Annotated in this window: 23 protein-coding genes and 1 pseudogene; 21 read left to right on the top strand and 3 right to left on the bottom strand. The window is 64.0% G+C overall.

Translation table 11 applies throughout. The features are described 5' to 3' along the window. Positions 1–58 precede the first annotated feature (58 nt). From FFI87_RS31755 to FFI87_RS34655, 17 genes are all read left to right on the top strand, one after another. Positions 59–1,669, top strand: coding sequence for a replication endonuclease (locus FFI87_RS31755; RefSeq protein ID WP_186381779.1), 1,611 nt, complete (start codon positions 59–61; stop codon positions 1,667–1,669). Continuing rightward, the gene (locus tag FFI87_RS31750; RefSeq protein WP_138850447.1) at positions 1,629–1,829 is read left to right on the top strand and encodes a hypothetical protein; all 201 of its coding nucleotides are present in this window, start codon (positions 1,629–1,631) and stop codon (positions 1,827–1,829) included. The genes FFI87_RS31755 and FFI87_RS31750 overlap by 41 nt, the downstream gene beginning before the upstream one ends. A 17-nt stretch (positions 1,830–1,846) precedes the next feature. Further along, on the top strand, positions 1,847–2,158 hold the full coding sequence (locus FFI87_RS31745; RefSeq protein ID WP_138850446.1) for a hypothetical protein: 312 nt from the start codon (positions 1,847–1,849) through the stop codon (positions 2,156–2,158). Beyond that, entirely contained in the window at positions 2,155–2,661 is a 507-nt protein-coding gene (locus FFI87_RS31740; protein WP_138850445.1) for a hypothetical protein, read from the top strand. Before FFI87_RS31745 ends, FFI87_RS31740 begins: the two co-directional genes overlap by 4 nt. Positions 2,662–2,690: 29 nt before the next feature. Then, positions 2,691–3,308: a type IV secretory system conjugative DNA transfer family protein gene (locus FFI87_RS31735; protein ID WP_261378674.1), complete on the top strand. Its 618-nt coding sequence runs from the start codon at positions 2,691–2,693 to the stop codon at positions 3,306–3,308. 362 nt (positions 3,309–3,670) lie between these two features. Continuing rightward, positions 3,671–4,465, top strand: coding sequence for a major capsid protein P2 (locus FFI87_RS31730; RefSeq protein WP_138850443.1), 795 nt, complete (start codon positions 3,671–3,673; stop codon positions 4,463–4,465). Between the two features lie 74 nt (positions 4,466–4,539). Beyond that, positions 4,540–4,953 carry a hypothetical protein gene (locus tag FFI87_RS31725; protein WP_138850442.1) on the top strand — a complete coding sequence of 138 codons (414 nt, stop codon included), beginning with the start codon at positions 4,540–4,542 and terminating at the stop codon, positions 4,951–4,953. A gap of 3 nt (positions 4,954–4,956) precedes the next feature. Further along, entirely contained in the window at positions 4,957–5,295 is a 339-nt protein-coding gene (locus FFI87_RS31720) for a hypothetical protein (protein WP_138850441.1), read from the top strand. Further along, positions 5,292–5,714 carry a hypothetical protein gene (locus FFI87_RS31715; RefSeq protein ID WP_138850440.1) on the top strand — a complete coding sequence of 141 codons (423 nt, stop codon included), beginning with the start codon at positions 5,292–5,294 and terminating at the stop codon, positions 5,712–5,714. The genes FFI87_RS31720 and FFI87_RS31715 overlap by 4 nt, the downstream gene beginning before the upstream one ends. A gap of 32 nt (positions 5,715–5,746) precedes the next feature. Then, positions 5,747–6,313: a hypothetical protein gene (locus tag FFI87_RS31710; RefSeq protein WP_244100698.1), complete on the top strand. Its 567-nt coding sequence runs from the start codon at positions 5,747–5,749 to the stop codon at positions 6,311–6,313. A 1-nt stretch (position 6,314) separates the two neighbouring features. Beyond that, on the top strand, positions 6,315–7,094 hold the full coding sequence (locus FFI87_RS31705) for a hypothetical protein (protein WP_138850438.1): 780 nt from the start codon (positions 6,315–6,317) through the stop codon (positions 7,092–7,094). Then, on the top strand, positions 7,091–7,759 hold the full coding sequence (locus FFI87_RS35115; RefSeq protein ID WP_244100699.1) for a glycoside hydrolase family 104 protein: 669 nt from the start codon (positions 7,091–7,093) through the stop codon (positions 7,757–7,759). The genes FFI87_RS31705 and FFI87_RS35115 overlap by 4 nt, the downstream gene beginning before the upstream one ends. Continuing rightward, positions 7,756–8,127 carry a hypothetical protein gene (locus FFI87_RS31695; protein ID WP_138850437.1) on the top strand — a complete coding sequence of 124 codons (372 nt, stop codon included), beginning with the start codon at positions 7,756–7,758 and terminating at the stop codon, positions 8,125–8,127. The genes FFI87_RS35115 and FFI87_RS31695 overlap by 4 nt, the downstream gene beginning before the upstream one ends. Positions 8,128–8,130: 3 nt before the next feature. Then, positions 8,131–8,406, top strand: coding sequence for a hypothetical protein (locus FFI87_RS31690; RefSeq protein WP_138850436.1), 276 nt, complete (start codon positions 8,131–8,133; stop codon positions 8,404–8,406). Then, the gene (locus FFI87_RS31685) at positions 8,406–8,708 is read left to right on the top strand and encodes a hypothetical protein (protein WP_138850435.1); all 303 of its coding nucleotides are present in this window, start codon (positions 8,406–8,408) and stop codon (positions 8,706–8,708) included. The genes FFI87_RS31690 and FFI87_RS31685 overlap by 1 nt, the downstream gene beginning before the upstream one ends. Positions 8,709–8,737: 29 nt before the next feature. Then, entirely contained in the window at positions 8,738–8,941 is a 204-nt protein-coding gene (locus FFI87_RS31680) for a hypothetical protein (protein WP_138850434.1), read from the top strand. Then, a complete protein-coding gene (locus FFI87_RS34655) occupies positions 8,938–9,105 on the top strand; it encodes a hypothetical protein (protein ID WP_175739520.1) in 168 nt (55 codons plus the stop codon). Before FFI87_RS31680 ends, FFI87_RS34655 begins: the two co-directional genes overlap by 4 nt. Before the next feature lie 218 nt (positions 9,106–9,323). On the opposite strand, the gene FFI87_RS31675 is transcribed toward FFI87_RS34655, so the two are convergent. Next, the gene (locus tag FFI87_RS31675) at positions 9,324–9,560 is read right to left on the bottom strand and encodes a hypothetical protein (protein WP_138850433.1); all 237 of its coding nucleotides are present in this window, start codon (positions 9,558–9,560) and stop codon (positions 9,324–9,326) included. A gap of 267 nt (positions 9,561–9,827) precedes the next feature. On the opposite strand from FFI87_RS31675, the gene FFI87_RS31670 reads away from it, so the two are divergent. From FFI87_RS31670 to FFI87_RS31660, 3 genes and pseudogenes are all read left to right on the top strand, one after another. Next, positions 9,828–11,318 carry an ISNCY family transposase gene (locus FFI87_RS31670; RefSeq protein WP_138847460.1) on the top strand — a complete coding sequence of 497 codons (1,491 nt, stop codon included), beginning with the start codon at positions 9,828–9,830 and terminating at the stop codon, positions 11,316–11,318. Between the two features lie 173 nt (positions 11,319–11,491). Continuing rightward, positions 11,492–11,644: pseudogene (locus FFI87_RS35300) on the top strand (ISNCY family transposase); the annotation flags it as partial. Between the two features lie 393 nt (positions 11,645–12,037). Then, a complete protein-coding gene (locus FFI87_RS31660; protein WP_138850432.1) occupies positions 12,038–13,402 on the top strand; it encodes an MFS transporter in 1,365 nt (454 codons plus the stop codon). Positions 13,403–13,564: 162 nt separating this feature from the next. On the opposite strand, the gene FFI87_RS31655 is transcribed toward FFI87_RS31660, so the two are convergent. Together FFI87_RS31655 and FFI87_RS31650 are read right to left on the bottom strand one after the other, a co-directional pair. Further along, a complete protein-coding gene (locus FFI87_RS31655; RefSeq protein WP_138850431.1) occupies positions 13,565–13,798 on the bottom strand; it encodes a hypothetical protein in 234 nt (77 codons plus the stop codon). Positions 13,799–13,977: 179 nt separating this feature from the next. Beyond that, a complete protein-coding gene (locus FFI87_RS31650) occupies positions 13,978–14,166 on the bottom strand; it encodes a hypothetical protein (RefSeq protein WP_138850430.1) in 189 nt (62 codons plus the stop codon). Between the two features lie 61 nt (positions 14,167–14,227). Between FFI87_RS31650 and FFI87_RS31645 the strand changes: the two genes are divergently transcribed. Next, complete coding sequence (locus FFI87_RS31645) at positions 14,228–14,812, top strand: hemerythrin domain-containing protein (protein WP_138850429.1); 585 nt, start codon at positions 14,228–14,230, stop codon at positions 14,810–14,812. Positions 14,813–14,862: the final 50 nt, after the last annotated feature.

Raw genomic sequence — 14,862 nt, 5'->3', positions numbered from 1 at the left:
CGGCGACCGGCGCGAATCCAACCTGTTCCTGCTTTCCCTCACCGAACAACTCGACGCCGTGCGCCTGCCGCTCGGCGCGAACGACGGCGTGATCTGCGATCGCGCGGGCGTGCTGGCGGCTGAGTGCGCCGCGCTCGCGGAGCTGTACCACGAACCCCGCGCGGCGCGCGAAGCGATGACGCGCATAGTTGAGGCGCACCAGTGCGACGCGCCGGAGCCGGAGCGCATCGACCCGCGCACGGGCGAAATCAAGGGCGTGCGCGACGTGCCGGCGGTGAAGCGCATGACGGACGCGCTCTGGTGGCGTCGCGCGCTGCGCCGCATGCACGCGCGCCACGTCGAGGCGGCGGCTATCTCGCTCGGATACGTCAACGCGGCGCGCGACATGTACGTGAGCGAAGAATCGCTCGGGCGCCGGACGCAGCAGCGCAAGCGCAATGCCGCGATGCTAGAGCAGACCATCGCGCGCAACGAGCAGGGCGACGAATTCACGCTGGCCGAGCTCGCCGCGCGCGGCGTCGCGAACAAGGCGATCCGGCGCGCCGAACTGATGACGCGCATTGCCGGGTTCGAGCAGATCGCGCGAGACATGGGGCATGTCGGCCTGTTCTTCACGATCACCTGCCCGTCGCGCATGCACAAATGGCGGAAGGCTGGCGACAAGGCCCGCGCGAATCCGCTGTACGACGGCACGAAGCCGAACGAGGCGCAGGCGTATCTGGCGCGCATGTTCGCGCGGCTGCGGGCGAAGCTGCAGCGCGTCGGGCTGCAGTGGTACGGCTTCCGCATTGCAGAGCCGAATCACGACGGCACCCCGCACTGGCACGTGCTGGTGTTCTTCGCGCCGGGCTGGCGCGGCGACGTGCGCCGGGCGGCGCTGCCGCGCGTGTGCGCGATCGTGCGCGGCTACGCGCTGCAGGACTCGCCCGACGAGCGCGGCGCGAAGAAGCACCGCGCGGACTTCGAGCCGATCGACTGGAACAAGGGAAGCGCGGCGGGCTACGTCGCGAAATACGTATCTAAAAACATCGACGGCTATGCCGTGGGGGATGACCTGTATGGAAATCCGGCGCTTGAATCGTCGGCGCGCGTCGAAGCTTGGGCGTCGACGTGGCGCATCCGGCAGTTTCAGCAGGTCGGCGGCCCGCCGGTCACGGTATGGCGCGAGCTGCGCCGTGTTGCCGAACTTCCTGAGGGCGCTCCAGCGGAACTGGCGGCCGCGCACCGCGCCGTCAACAAGATGGAAAGTGCAACGGGCGAGGCGAAGCCGGCATCGTGGGCTGAGTTCATTCAAGCGAACGGCGGCATCCATGCGCCGCGTGATGCCCGTCCAGTACAACTCGCGAAAGAGTGGGACTCGCGCGAGGGCAGGTATGGCGAGCCGCTCGGGCAGGTAGTGCGCGGCGTGCGCGCGATGGGGTGGGTCACGTATCGCGACGGCATCGTAGGCGATCGGCGCAAGCTCGTTACGGTGCTGGTGGAAAGCGTGCGCCACGCATGGGAAATCGTCTCGCGTCGAGTGAGCGAGGGTGTTCACGCGGGCATCGCCCGCGCTTGGACTTGTGTCAATAACTGTACGCGCGGCGATGCTGCCGATGACGACGGGATAGCGGATTGGCTTTCGGATTATGAAAAATCAGGGCGATACGGCGGGTTCGCCGTCTGCTGAGTGGCAAAAACCGGTGGAAGTGGCACGAATCGCGGCAGCGCGGCGGGAAGCGCGCGCGCTGCGCTCGCTGTTCGATCGGCTGACGCCGGTTGAGCGGATGCTCGCGGCGAAGCAAATCGACGCCGTGAGGCGGCTGGTGGAAGCGGTAGAGGCGATCTAGATCAACACGGGGGAACCATGCGAGTGAAACCGAAAAAACAAGTCATCGGAACGGCGAAGTGCCACTGCTGCGGGCGGGATATCCCGGTCAAGCAAAACGAAATCGGCACGCTGGATATGTCGTGCGGCTGGTGCGATCTGCCGATGTACGCGAAGAAGGGAACGGAGGCGAACAAGCGCCTGATGGAGCGCGTGACGCTGTTCGAGGCAGGGCCGATCGCGCAGCCGGTCGCGGATTCGGTGCCGGGTGCGCCCGATGTGGTCGTGGAGGAGCGGCCCGCGCGGGCCGCGACGCGCTCGGTGTTTGACGTGCTGGCGGGGCGGCAATGATCGACGGCGAACAGTTGGACGTGGGCGGCGGCTTCGCCGCGCTCGATGGCGTGGCGGCCGGGATCGATGCGGAGGCCGCGGCGACGCTGAATCCAGGTGCCGCGGCGGAAGCGGCTGCGGCCGGGCCGGATTACGCGCGCGGCGCGGCCGGAATGGTCGAGCTGGTGTCGTCCATGCTGGACGGATACGCGCCGGGCGCGGGCTGGTCGGAAAAGCAACGCGCGCTGATGGCGGCCAGCATCGCGCCGGTGCTGGAAAAGTACGGCTGGGATATCGAGGGAACGATGCCGTGCGAACTGATGGCGCTCGCCGTGTGCGGGCCGGCGCTCTACCAGTCTGCGAAGGTGGTCGCGCTCAAGATCCAGACCGACCGGCTCGCGCTGGCGCGCGCCGCGCGCGGGCTGGACGATCCGCACACGGTGCGCGGTGGCGAGCAGCCAGCGAGCGCGGCCGACGCGCTGCGGCAGGCGACCGGGCAAACGCCCGTTTTCCCGGACATTTGATGGCGACGAAACGGAGAACGGCATCGCAAATGCCGACCTACGGCGTTGAGGCGAAGGCGCACATTGAGGCGGTGCTAGGCGCGACCGGAAGCGGCAAGTCGAGCTACGTCAAGCGGCTGATGGAGCGCGCGCGACCGCGCCGGCTGATCGTGTTCGATCCGGACATGGAGTGGGGCGCGTTCGGCACGGTGGCCACTCGAGTGGCCGATGTGCTGGAAGGCTTCAAGGCGGCGCACCCGGACGGCGCGTGCCGCGTCGTGTTCCACCCATCGCCTGACCCGGCCGTGGCCGTGCGGCAGTTCGACGCAATCTGCCGGATCGCGTTCGCGGCCGAACGGCTGACGTTCATCGTGGACGAGCTGAAACTGGTCACGACGCCTTCGCGCTCGCCGGTAGGGTGGGGCATGCTGACCGGTCGCGGCCGAAAGCGCGGCATCGTCATCTACGGCCTGTCGCAGCGGCCGGCGTCGATCGACAAAGACTTTCTCGGAAACTGCAACTTCGTGCGCACCGGCCGCCTGACCTACGACAACGACGTGAAGGCCGTAGCGCGCGCGCTGCGCGTGCCAGAGGATGACGTGTCCAACCTGCCGGACTTGGCATGGATTCGCCGCGACATGGCGACCGGCGAGACAAAGCGCGGCTAACCCATTAGACCGCGACCCATAGACCGCGCTTCGGCGCGGTTTTTTTATGCCAGCTCGGCCGTGGTCTAGGCGCGACACCACGCAAATATTTTTGGTGCCATTTCTGGCACTTCGGACGCGCCCTATAGGTCGCGTCCCATAGGTCGCGGATTCGTGGTTTTCGGCCCCCCGCATTGAGCATTGAGGCTCACAGACGGGCCGCATGGGGCGGCTCACTTCGGAGAGTCGAAACCATGAAAGACCTGCTCAAGGCCTACGCGATGTTTCTCGCGATGAACGCCGTGACGAAAATCGTCATCCGCCCGGTCGCCACGTCGCTGAACGTGCCGTTGCTCACGACCATCGTTTCCTAAGGGGCCGGCATGCTTCTCGTCAAAAACGTCCCCTTTACGAACGTCGTCGCGACCGGCACGGCAACCGTCAACCTTCCGGTTGGCATGTCGTACAACAAGATCATTCTCGCGCTGGGCGGCACCACGTTCACCAAGGCGATGATTACCGGTATCCGCGTGAAGCTGAACGGCAAGATCATCGTCAACGCGATCGGCTCGCGCCTCGATCTGATCAACCAGTATCGCGGCCTCACGGCCTCGGCCGGCTTCCTCACCATCGACTTCACGGAACCCCGTGCCAAGACGATGACGGAACAGTATGTCGGAAACCTCAACACGGCAAAGGGCGTCTCGTCGCTGACCGTCGAGGTCGATATCTCGGGCGCGACTGCGCCGACGCTCGATTCCTACGCGGAACTCGGGCCGCCGGCCCAGCTCGGCGTGCTGGCGAAGCACATTCCGTTCACGGGCTCGTTCGCGGCATCGGGCAAGTTCCCGATGAAGCTTATCGATATCACGAACCGTGGCGCGATCATCAAGCGCGTGCATTTCGCGCACGGCGGCAACCTCACGGCCCTCGAAGTGAAGAAAAATGGCATCGTGATCTGGGACAACGTCACGACGGCGGTCAACTCGTTCTGGCAGGGCGAGTATCAGAAAACCGCGCAGACGAACCTCTACAGCTACGACCCGTGCGCGGACAACAACTACGCGAACGCCGTCAAGACGGCGGACGCGACGGCGCTGGAGTTCAACCCGACGTTCTCGGCGGCCGACACGGTGACGGCGGTGGTCGAGGTGCTGGATATCCTGAGCAACATGTAAGGGCCGGGGGCGCGCGGGCCGCTTGATTGCGCTGCCCCGCGCGCCATTTTTTCGACACCTACAGGAAACGCCTCATGGATCCCATCGCAGACCCCATCATTTTCGACCCCTCGCAGCTCGGCGTGGGCGGCAATACCTACGGTTTCTCGATTGGCGACTCGTCAGTCGGGCCGCAGTCGGACGGCACGAACATCGTGCCGGCAACCGGGCAGGCGATCACGGGCGCGGATCAAGCCGGCTATGGCGCCAGCTACGCGCCGCAGGTGTTCGGGCTGCTGTCGCAGGGCTTGGGCGCATTCACGGGCATCTATACGAATGGTCAAAACCTCGATTACCGCCGCTACGAAGCCACGCAAGCGGGGCTTGTCGCGCAAGGGCAGGCGGCCAGTTCCGCCGCCGCCGCGCAGATCAACGGCTCGCAGAGCAATCGGACCATCCTGATTCTCGGCATATTCGCGGTGATTGCGCTCGCGATCCACAAGGGCTGATCGATGAACGGCACCAACCCGGCAATGGGTCTTGCCTACTCGAACCCGTACAGCGCTGCGGCGATGGCGGCCGGGCAGGCGCTGTCGTCGCTGCTCGGCGGCGGCGGCCCGCAGACGTCATCGAATGCGCCGTTCAACCCGTTCACGGCGGACGACTCGGGCTGGTCGGTCAACTTCGGCAGCGGTAGCGCGAACGCGACAGCGAACCCGGTTTCGACGCTGGCGCAAGGGCTGGCCGGCGGCGTCGGCGGCCTCACGGCGGCAGCTACTGGCGCGTTCGGTGATCCGCTGGTGCTGCTCGCGGTCATCGGCCTCGCCATCGTGGTGATGCGGAAAAAATGAAAAAGATCGCGGCGCACGCCGAACGGATCACGGACGCGCACCGCGCCGAAGTCGCGGCCGCGTTCGACGCGTCGCCGCGCGATCGCGCGCGCACCGATACGAGCGACGGCATGGTCGACGCGGCGGACTGCCTCGACGGCGCCACGTTCTTTCGCGTGCTCGATGACGGCGTGCCGGTCGCGTTCTACGTGCTGCGGCTGCGCGTGCGCGGCGAGCGGCGCGAAGCGGAGATTGTGCTTGCGCACGGCCGCGCGGATTTCGATCTGGTCGCACACGTGCTGCCGCTGATCGAACGACAGTGCGCGATGGTCGGCTGCGCCAGTGTGCGCGTGCAGACGCGGCGGGGCGGGCTGGTGCGGAAACTCGAAAACTGCGGATACTCGCGCGCCTCGGTGGTGCTGCGGAAGGAATTGAAATGATCAAGCGACCCGAACAGATTCGGTTGCTCGCGATGGGCTTGCCGGACACGCCGGCGAACCGATCGGACAGCAACCAATCAGCCAGCAGCACGCAGAACAATTACAACGACCGACGCAACGCCGTGCAGGGCGGGGCCGCGATCAGCGGCGACAACAACACCATGTTCACGTCGATCGTGGCGACGGATCAGGGCGCAGTGCAAGCCGGCATCGGCGCGGCGCTCGGCGGTGCCGGCGTCGCGGGGCAGGTCGCAACGAGCGCGCTCAACGCGCAGGGTGCGCTGGCGCTCGGCGCGATCAACGCAAACGGCGCGGTATCCACTGCGGCAACGTCGAGCATGGGGGACGTGGCGAAAAGCACGATCGCGGCGTCGAACCATCTGGCGGACGTGGGCCTGTCGATGCTGCAAACGAGCACGGCGCTCGCGGACCATCTGACGGGCGGATTTAACCAAGCGACGCAGGCCGTCACGGGCATCGCGTCGCAACTGGCGCAAACGCAAGTCGCCGCGGCGAACGACAACCGCTATCTGATCGCGGCCGGCATGGCTGTCGTGGCGATTGTCGGGGTCATGGCGTTCTCCAAGGGCAAGGCCTGACATGCAGAAATTCGATTTCACGGCGCCGGCCAGCGGCGCTCCGCAGCAGGTCAACGCGCCGGGGCGATACCTGAAATACGTCACGGGCAACGCGGGCGGCAACGATACCGGCCTGATCGTCACGCCGGGCGGAAAGCCGGGCAGCAAGATTTTGTTGTATCCGGGGCAGGCGATCACGTTGCCGCCAGACGGCACGGCCGGCCCGAACGCGTGGACGATCGCGAACGCGGTGGGGCAGGGGCAGATTGCCGGCTCGGTGGTCATCGGAAACGGCCGCATCGATGACAACACGCTGCAGGGGACCGTCGCAGTCGTGGACGGCAGCAAGGCGCGCACGATGGCGAACAACGCCTATGTGGGGTTCACGTCCATCGCTGCGGTATCGGGGCAATTCAGCCGCGTCCAGCTCTGGAACCCGGCGAACAACCCGAACCGGATCGTGCTGCGCGCGCTGCTGCAGATGGGCTCGGGCAACGTGGCGGATTCGCTGTTGCTCTACGGGCAGACGGCGGCGCTCGCGACGCTTGGGCAGCAGGGGCAGCCGAAGCTGCTCGGCGGGACCGCGAGCCTTGCGTCCATTCGCAGCGATTCCACGGTCACGGGGCCGACTGTCGCGGCGGCAGACCTGCTTTTCGGACTGTCGACCACGGTCACCATCGCAGGGTGGACGCCGACGGAGCCGATGGTGATTCCGCCGGGATTCGGCCTGACGGTGTGGAGCTCGATTACGAACCTCGGCATCGGGGCGGCGTTCGAGTGGTACGAGGAACCCAACGTATGAACGCGCCGGGGCCGCTGTACATCATCGCGGCGGGCGCGCTCGCGGCGGCGGCCTATGTGGTGTGGGCGAACGACGGTGCGAGCGTCACATACGACCCGAACGCGGTAGACGGGGGCAGCGCAACCGATACCGGCGGCGGCTTTTTCACGGACATGGTGAGCAACTTGAACTCGAGCGTACAGAACGCATTCACGGACCCGGCGTCAGCCCTGAGCAACACGAACGTACAGGCGTTCCTGCGCATGGTGCGCGTGGGCGAAGGCACGTCGGGGCCGAACGGATACAACACGCTGTTCGGGGGCGGCCAGTTCTCGGACATGTCGCGCCATCCCAACGTGAAGGTGACGCGCAACGGCTACACCTCGACGGCGGCCGGCGCGTACCAAATCCTCTACTCGACGTGGCTGGAAGCGCAAGCCGCGCTCAACCTGCCTGACTTCTCGCCGGCGTCGCAAGACCTTGCGGCGTGCTGGCTGATCAAGCGGCGCGGCGCGCTCGCGGACGTGCAAAACGGCGCGGTCGCGACGGCGATCGGGAAGTGCAACAAGGAATGGGCGAGTCTCGCCGGCAGCCCCTACGGGCAACCGACGCTGTCACTCGCGCAGGACGAAACCAACTTCGCCGCATACGGCGGGGTGCAAACGGACGCAGGGACGAGCGTATGAAACTCGACAAGACGGGCCTGATTCTGGTGGTCGGCGCGGCGGCCGTGCTGTATGCGGTCGCGCGCAAGTCAACGAAGGCCGGAGCGCCGGCGAGCGGCGGGCAAGGTGCCATCGGCAGCAGCGCGGCGCCGTTCTGGTCGAACGTCATCAGCAACATCGGCGGCGCACCGATCGCGACGACGGGCGCGACCGCCGGCGGCATGCAGTTGCCGGGCGGCGTCACGGTGTTCGGCAACGGCACATTCGACGCGGGCGGCATCTACGTCGACCCGGGTCAGGTGACGTACAACAGCCAGACGGGACAGGTGCAGGAGTCGCCTTTCTCGGGCATGTACAACATCCTCGCTCCCAACACTTATGGGTTCTGACGCATGAAAACCGACCACTTGATCGCGCTGTTCGTCGTGCTGTGGGCGTGGGACCGACACAACCGCTCAGCAGCCGGCCCCAGCGCATGGAGCGCGGCACAAGCCGCGTTTCAGCGGGAAGAAGCAAACTTCGCAGCGATGGAAGGCACCAACTTCACACAAAGTCTGTGGGACCCGGTCAGCGGGCAACCGGCGTACATGTTCGGGACGATCGACGCACCGGGCGGTGATTCCGTCGCGGGGCCGCAGTCGTACTCCGGCGTATTCGGACACATGTGATGAGCCCGAAAACCGCACTCATGCTTACGGGCGTGCTGACGCTGATCGGCGTGGGCGTGTACATCGATCGAAAGTACACCCAAGCGGGCGGGGCGACCGGCATCGCGTCGAACGTCGCATCCGTCATTTGGGACAACGCGGCCGGCGCCGCGGCGTCGGCGGGCTCGTCGCTGCTGGTCGACATGTCCTCGTTCGCGAACGATCGCATGCAGCAGCAGCAGGCGCAGTTACCGCAGGTGCAGCAGGGCATCAACATGCCGTTTCCAACCTCGGCGTGGGACATGATCCCGGCCGGACTGTAGTAGAACGAACCACACGGAGATTGATCGAGATGAGCGCATTTTTCGCACGACTGCAGGAACCCTCAACGCACGCGGCGCTGGCCGGTCTGTCGGCCGTCGCAACGCAGGTAGCAGTCGCCAATGGCGCCGATCCGCACGTCGTCGGCATGGTCGGAACCGCACTGTCGAGCCTGTTCGGGCTGCTCGGCGTGTTCCTGTCGGAAGGCAGGGCCACCCCGGCGCAGGGCCAATGATGGATGCCGCGCTGCTGGTGCAGATCGGCGGGCAGGTCGCGGCGTCGCTGATCGCCTACGGCGCGGTGCGCGCAGACCTGCGCAACATGAAAGAACGTCTCGCGACGCTCGAAAAGCTTCTGCTCGACCACTTGACCAAAGGAGCCGCACATGGCAACTCGTAAGCGTAAGACGGCGCACAAGCGCCACCACAAGACCCCGGCGCGCAGCAAGCGCACGGGCCGATTCATCAAGCGATAACGGAGAGGACATGCCGAAAATCGAATGGAAGTCGGCCGCCATTGGCGCGGCGCTGATGTACGGCTTCGTGTGGTGGAAGCTGCACAAAGGTGCGGCCGCAACACCCGCGGCGTGAAGAAAACCCGGCCTGAGCCGGGTTTTTTTATGGGTGGTGAAGGCCGAACCGACGGGACAGGTGCGCGCGGCGCTCGATGTGCCGCGCGATGGTGGAATCGAACGTGCCGGCGAGTTTGGCGGCACGCACCTTGCCGGCTACGTCCCAAAGCCGAACGTAGCGGTTGAAGGACCGTTCGCTGGACATGTACGCGGGCGCGAGCGCCGCGACCCATAGCCTCACGTCGTCCAACGTGACAATGACTTCCCCGAATAGGTCTAGCATGGCGGTGCGTTCTTCGATCCCAATACATGGGATGACGGCGTGGCGCCGATTGTTGTAATAGGTGGAAATACGGGTCAGGCGAAAACGGGGAAAAGGCCGTCGTTGGCCGCCCGTTGGGCGCGACGCCTATTTGACATAATGCTGATGATCGAATTTTTTGTTTGTAGCGGCTAAGTTGTAATGTCCGCTTCTGGCTAAGTTCAAATGTCCGCTTTTCGACCCATCGTAAGCTGACCGGCCGCTGGGAATCCAGCGCTGGAGGCTTCGATGGCTGCAACGGAACGGATCACGATGACGATGTGCGAGCTGGACAGGTTCAAGGTCATTCAGGACGTGGCGGACGGTAAGCTCCAGCCGTGGCGCGCGGCCGAACGACTCGGGTTGACGACGCGGCAGATCCGGCGACTGGTCGGCCGATTGCGTGAGCACGGGCCGCAAGGTCTCGTGTCGCAACGGCGCACGAAGCCCAGCAACAACCGACTGGATAGCATGATGACTGATCGGGTGCTGTCGATCATCCGGGATCGCTACGCCGATTTCGGACCGACGTTGGCCTGCGAGAAGCTGTACGAATGCCACGACATTCGGCTGGCCAAGGAAACGGTTCGCAAGCTGATGACCGACGCTGGCCTATGGGTGCCGCGCCGGCAACGCCCGCCCAAGGTCTATCAGCCGCGAGCACGACGCGCGTGCCTGGGCGAACTGATCCAGATCGACGGCTGCGATCATCGGTGGTTCGAGGAACGGGCGCCGGCCTGCACGCTGCTGGTGTATGTGGACGACGCGACGAGCCGGCTGATGGGGCTGCACTTCACGCAGACCGAATCGACGTTCAGCTACTTCGAGGCGACGCGTGCGTACATCGAGCGCCACGGCAAGCCGAGTGCGTTCTATAGCGACAAGTACAGCGTGTTCCGCAATACAACGCCGGGCAAGACTGGTAATCGGGTGACGCATTTCGGTCGAGCGATGTACGAGCTGAACATCGACACGTTTTGCGCAAACAGTAGTCCGGCCAAGGGGCGAGTCGAGCGAGCACATCTGACGTTACAGGATCGCTTGGTCAAGGAGATGCGACTACGCGGGATCAACACGGTGGCCGACGCTAACGCTTACGCGCCCTCCTTCATGGCTGCTTACAACGCGCGCTTCGCAAAGCCGCCGAAGAGCGACTTCAATGCACACCGGCCGCTGCGCGCCGATGAGAATCTCGACTTGGTGCTGACGTGGCGCGAGCCGCGGAAAGTCACGAAGTCGCTGACGGTGCAGTACGACCGAGTGATGTATTTGCTGGACGATACGCCGGAGAATCGGAAGCTGATCGATCGAACGATTGAGGTTTGGGAGTACCCGGACGGGCGCATCGAACTCCGAACAGAGGGTCGCGTGTTGTTCTGCAGGCAGTACGACCGGCTGGCCGAGATCGATCAAGCCGCTGTTATCGAACACAAGCGCCTGAGTCATGTGCTCCAGGTTGCTCAGGCGATCCAGGCGCAACGCGATAACAGCAGGATCGGTAAAGCTCCATCCAGAACGCATCGAGGCGACTCGACCAAGACGAACCGCAACACCTCTCAGCCGAACAAAAAGAAGCAGCGTGAGTTCACGCAGGCCGACGTCGAGAAAGTGATCGTGGATCTCGCTGAACGCAGACAGAACCAACAGCCCGCACGCAAACCTGGCCGTCGGTCTGCAAGGGACAGCGACGCAAGCGTAAGCACCCTGCCCGTTCAGGATCCACTCTTCGACACTGCGTGATCTGTAACCCAAGAGAAACACACCTCAAGCCCGCAAACCCGGACATTTCAACTTAGCTGGGAAGCGGACATTTGAATCTGGCCTAGACATTGTTTGTAGTGGCTAGATTGAAATGTCCGCTTTGGGGCTGCGTAGGCTGACCGGCCGCCGGGTGTCCGGCGCCGGAGGCTTCGATGGCTGCAACGGAACGGATCACGATGACGATGCGCGAGCTGGACCGATTCAAGGTGATTCAGGACGTGGCGGACGGCAAGCTCAAGCCATGACCTGCGGCAGAACGGCTGGAATTGACGACGCGGCAAGTTCGCCGGCTGGTCGCCAGGGTTGCTATTTGCGTCCGGTGAAGCCGGCTCTGGCAGGACACCTTTCGCGACCGCGGTGGCGTAGCGAGCAGCCTGAGCGTCGTGTTGCGCATGCAGATTAGCCGGTTCGATATCGTGCGCCGACGGTCGCGCCCCGCGAGCCGTAACGGCATCAGGTACTCTCGTCGAACGCTCCGTGAAATTCCAGTTCGGCATTTGCGCGCGTTAAGTTCGAACGTCACGCCAACCGCATCGTTTCCGCGGCGAATGGTAATTATATATCGTATTATGATATATAAAGATGACTGACTAAATGACCCGGATGTTGTGGCAGACATCCGCAGCTCGCTGCTTGCCGGAACCTGTCGCGGGGCGTATGGTTTATTTCTCTATCACCCTTTTCCAGGGGATATCAAAATGGCTGCCATGCAATCCGCGGCCACGCCCATCTCCGACGAGGAAGCCCGGCGCCAGTTGCACCGCGCCGTCATCGCCAGCACGATTGGCACGACGATCGAATGGTATGACTTCTTCCTCTACAGCACGGTCACCGGCCTGGTCTTCGCAAAGCTGTATTTCCCGCAATCCCATCCACTCGTCGGCACGCTGCAGGCGTTCTTGATCTATGCCGTCGGCTTTGTCGCACGGCCGGTCGGCGCGGCGATCTTCGGCAATTACGGCGACCGCATCGGACGCAAGGCCACGCTGATCGTGACCCTGTTGCTGATGGGATTCGCCACGTTCGCCGTGGCATTCGTTCCGACCTACGCTGCGATCGGTATCTGGGGCGCCGTTATCCTCACGGTACTGCGCTTCATCCAGGGCGTCGGCGTGGGCGGCGAATGGGGCGGCTCGGTCCTGATGTCGATGGAGTGGGCGCGCACCAATACGCATCGCGGCTTCGTCGCGTCGTGGCCGCAATTCGGCGTGCCTGCGGGGTTGTTCCTCGCCAACCTTGCCGTGCTGGCCATGAGCTGGTTTTCCGGCCGCGCCTTCCTCGAGTGGGGCTGGCGCGTGCCGTTTTTCCTCAGTATCGTGCTGGTTGCGATCGGGCTCTATATCCGTCTGAATATTCTCGAGACGCCGATCTTCGCGAAGCTGCTGGCCGAGCGTCGGATCGAGAAGACTCCAATGCTCGAAGTGCTGCGCAAGCAGCCGAGGGATATCGTGCTGTCGGCGTTTGCGCGGATGGCCGAGCAGGCGCCGTTCTATATCTATACGGCGTTCGTGTTCACTTACGGAATCACGGCGCTGGGCGTCACGCGCGAACTGCTGCTGGCGGCGGTGCTGGTCGCATCCGTCGTCGAGTTCTTCACCATTCCGCTGTTCGGGCACGTGTCGGATCTGATCGGGCGGCGGAGGATGTACATGATCGGTGCGGCTACCGCCGGCGTATTCGGATTCGTCTACTTCGCAATGGTCGATAGTCGGTATCCGGTGTGGATCTTCACGGCTATCGTATTGTCGCTGGTCCCGCATTCGATGATGTATGGACCGCAGGCTGCATTGATTGCCGAGTCGTTCACGGGGCGGTTGCGGTATAGCGGTGCGTCGATGGGCTATCAGCTCGCTTCCGTCGTTGCCGGTGGCCCGGCACCGCTGATCGCAACGGCGCTGTTTGCCTACTACCACTCGGGGTATGCGATCGCGGCGTACGTGCTGGTGTGTGCGGTGCTGAGCGTGGTCGCCGCATCGAAGCTCGGGGACTATACAAACAAGGATATTTCGCGAGAATACGACGACGCCGGGGCGGATCATGGGCACGCGCCGCCGGTGACTTGACGAATTCGCCGGTTCAGGCAAGCGATGACGACGACAGCCGCATCCCATGGCGTCACGGGCGCATCGCGGCTCCCCGGAACGGATGTCGGATTTTCATAAGTTATCCTGACTGCAGAGTCAAACGACGGGACGATCGTCGACTTTCTCAATGCGATGCCAGCCTCAAGCACGATCAGCGTTATCAGGCATAGCCTGGGCGAGGACCTGGCATCGGCGCATGTCTTGTAGCTCAGCGCCCTCTTCCTTGGCGTCAACAGTCAAAGCGACGGTCGGAATCTCCGAGCGGGCGGTTCGTTGCAAGGTGTCCTGCGTTACCGTCTCGCGCAAGTGGTGGTCAAGCGCCGGCGTGTCACATTCAAAACCGATTTGATCATGTGCTTCGGCGAGCGCGGCCACCGTCAGTTGCGAACCGGTAGTTCGTTACGCAGTAGTTGGTCGTAACGATCGAGTGAGCGATCAGCCCGCTCCGTTGCCCAGTCGGCACGCCAAGAAGTCTCTCCGCACTGCGGAGAGAATTCGGCCGCCGCGGCCCAAACGCCATCGGGGCCCGCCCGTGCCAGGTGAAGGATATCGGCTCAGATCGGCTGAAACCTGGCAGCAGCCTTCAGCCGAGCACGGGCGGCCGGAAAAGGCTGTTGCCCGCGGCACGCCTGACGGGCAAAGGTGCCACATCGCTCGTTGATCTTCGTCAACGCCGCGGTATTCGCGCGCTTTGATCGCGCGCGGCGCGTGATCAATATTGAGGTGACGATCCAGGTTTTCATGGGCGCCGTCGGAGTACGGACGTGAGCCGCCGGGTCGTTCGCTACCGCTGTGGAGGTCGAAATGCCATTGCTCGGGCCGCGTAGCGCCGTAACCGTCATTCGCCGGGAACACGAACAGTTGTCTACCGTGATCGACGGCATGCGGCGCTTTGTCCATCTGCTTGTTGCCGGCGCGCCCGTTCCGGGCCTCATCGTGCTTCGGGCAATGCTTTATTACATCAGGGAATACCCGCAGCAGATACATCATCCCAAAGAGGATCTCTACCTGTTCAGGCCATTGCGGGATCGAACCGACGAGTTCGACAGCGTCCTTGACGAACTGGATGCTCAGCACGAAAGAGGCGACATGAAGCTGCGAAGTCTGGAGCATGCGCTGACGCGCTACGAGTTGAAGGGTGCCTCCGCGCTTCGTACGCTGGGCGCGCTGATGGACGAGTATGCGGAGTTTTATGCAGACCATCGGTGTCTGGAAGAGACACTGATCCTCCCGGCCGCCGAACGTCTGTTGACGAGGGACAACTGGGCCGGGATCGACGCCGCCTTCGGAGCAAATCGCGATCCGTTCGAAGACGAAAGGCTCGAGGGCGATCTGGAAAGATTGTTCTCGATGATCGTCCAGGCGATCCCGGATCGGGAGGCGAGCTAGCACCGAAATCCGCCCGGTCACGCGCGCCGGGAGTCGATAATGGTTACCAA

Source organism: Burkholderia sp. KBS0801 (genome assembly GCF_005937855.2).
Taxonomy (GTDB): domain Bacteria; phylum Pseudomonadota; class Gammaproteobacteria; order Burkholderiales; family Burkholderiaceae; genus Burkholderia; species Burkholderia ambifaria.
Note: the sequence above shows the minus strand (reverse complement) of the source record. Positions and strands in the feature narration are given on the sequence as shown.

What these genes read in the sequence shown, in the direction of transcription:
- FFI87_RS31750 (WP_138850447.1), top strand. Translation starts at nt 1,629, where the DNA reads ATGAAAAATCAGGGCGATACGGCGGGTTCGCCGTCTGCTGAGTGGCAA.
- FFI87_RS31745 (WP_138850446.1), top strand. Translation starts at nt 1,847, where the DNA reads ATGCGAGTGAAACCGAAAAAACAAGTCATCGGAACGGCGAAGTGCCAC.
- FFI87_RS31740 (WP_138850445.1), top strand. Translation starts at nt 2,155, where the DNA reads ATGATCGACGGCGAACAGTTGGACGTGGGCGGCGGCTTCGCCGCGCTC.
- FFI87_RS31735 (WP_261378674.1), top strand. Translation starts at nt 2,691, where the DNA reads ATGCCGACCTACGGCGTTGAGGCGAAGGCGCACATTGAGGCGGTGCTA.
- FFI87_RS31730 (WP_138850443.1), top strand. Translation starts at nt 3,671, where the DNA reads ATGCTTCTCGTCAAAAACGTCCCCTTTACGAACGTCGTCGCGACCGGC.
- FFI87_RS31725 (WP_138850442.1), top strand. Translation starts at nt 4,540, where the DNA reads ATGGATCCCATCGCAGACCCCATCATTTTCGACCCCTCGCAGCTCGGC.
- FFI87_RS31720 (WP_138850441.1), top strand. Translation starts at nt 4,957, where the DNA reads ATGAACGGCACCAACCCGGCAATGGGTCTTGCCTACTCGAACCCGTAC.
- FFI87_RS31715 (WP_138850440.1), top strand. Translation starts at nt 5,292, where the DNA reads ATGAAAAAGATCGCGGCGCACGCCGAACGGATCACGGACGCGCACCGC.
- FFI87_RS31710 (WP_244100698.1), top strand. Translation starts at nt 5,747, where the DNA reads ATGGGCTTGCCGGACACGCCGGCGAACCGATCGGACAGCAACCAATCA.
- FFI87_RS31705 (WP_138850438.1), top strand. Translation starts at nt 6,315, where the DNA reads ATGCAGAAATTCGATTTCACGGCGCCGGCCAGCGGCGCTCCGCAGCAG.
- FFI87_RS35115 (WP_244100699.1), top strand. Translation starts at nt 7,091, where the DNA reads ATGAACGCGCCGGGGCCGCTGTACATCATCGCGGCGGGCGCGCTCGCG.
- FFI87_RS31695 (WP_138850437.1), top strand. Translation starts at nt 7,756, where the DNA reads ATGAAACTCGACAAGACGGGCCTGATTCTGGTGGTCGGCGCGGCGGCC.
- FFI87_RS31690 (WP_138850436.1), top strand. Translation starts at nt 8,131, where the DNA reads ATGAAAACCGACCACTTGATCGCGCTGTTCGTCGTGCTGTGGGCGTGG.
- FFI87_RS31685 (WP_138850435.1), top strand. Translation starts at nt 8,406, where the DNA reads ATGAGCCCGAAAACCGCACTCATGCTTACGGGCGTGCTGACGCTGATC.
- FFI87_RS31680 (WP_138850434.1), top strand. Translation starts at nt 8,738, where the DNA reads ATGAGCGCATTTTTCGCACGACTGCAGGAACCCTCAACGCACGCGGCG.
- FFI87_RS34655 (WP_175739520.1), top strand. Translation starts at nt 8,938, where the DNA reads ATGATGGATGCCGCGCTGCTGGTGCAGATCGGCGGGCAGGTCGCGGCG.
- FFI87_RS31675 (WP_138850433.1), bottom strand. Translation starts at nt 9,560, where the DNA reads ATGCTAGACCTATTCGGGGAAGTCATTGTCACGTTGGACGACGTGAGG.
- FFI87_RS31670 (WP_138847460.1), top strand. Translation starts at nt 9,828, where the DNA reads ATGGCTGCAACGGAACGGATCACGATGACGATGTGCGAGCTGGACAGG.
- FFI87_RS31660 (WP_138850432.1), top strand. Translation starts at nt 12,038, where the DNA reads ATGGCTGCCATGCAATCCGCGGCCACGCCCATCTCCGACGAGGAAGCC.
- FFI87_RS31650 (WP_138850430.1), bottom strand. Translation starts at nt 14,166, where the DNA reads ATGAAAACCTGGATCGTCACCTCAATATTGATCACGCGCCGCGCGCGA.
- FFI87_RS31645 (WP_138850429.1), top strand. Translation starts at nt 14,228, where the DNA reads ATGCCATTGCTCGGGCCGCGTAGCGCCGTAACCGTCATTCGCCGGGAA.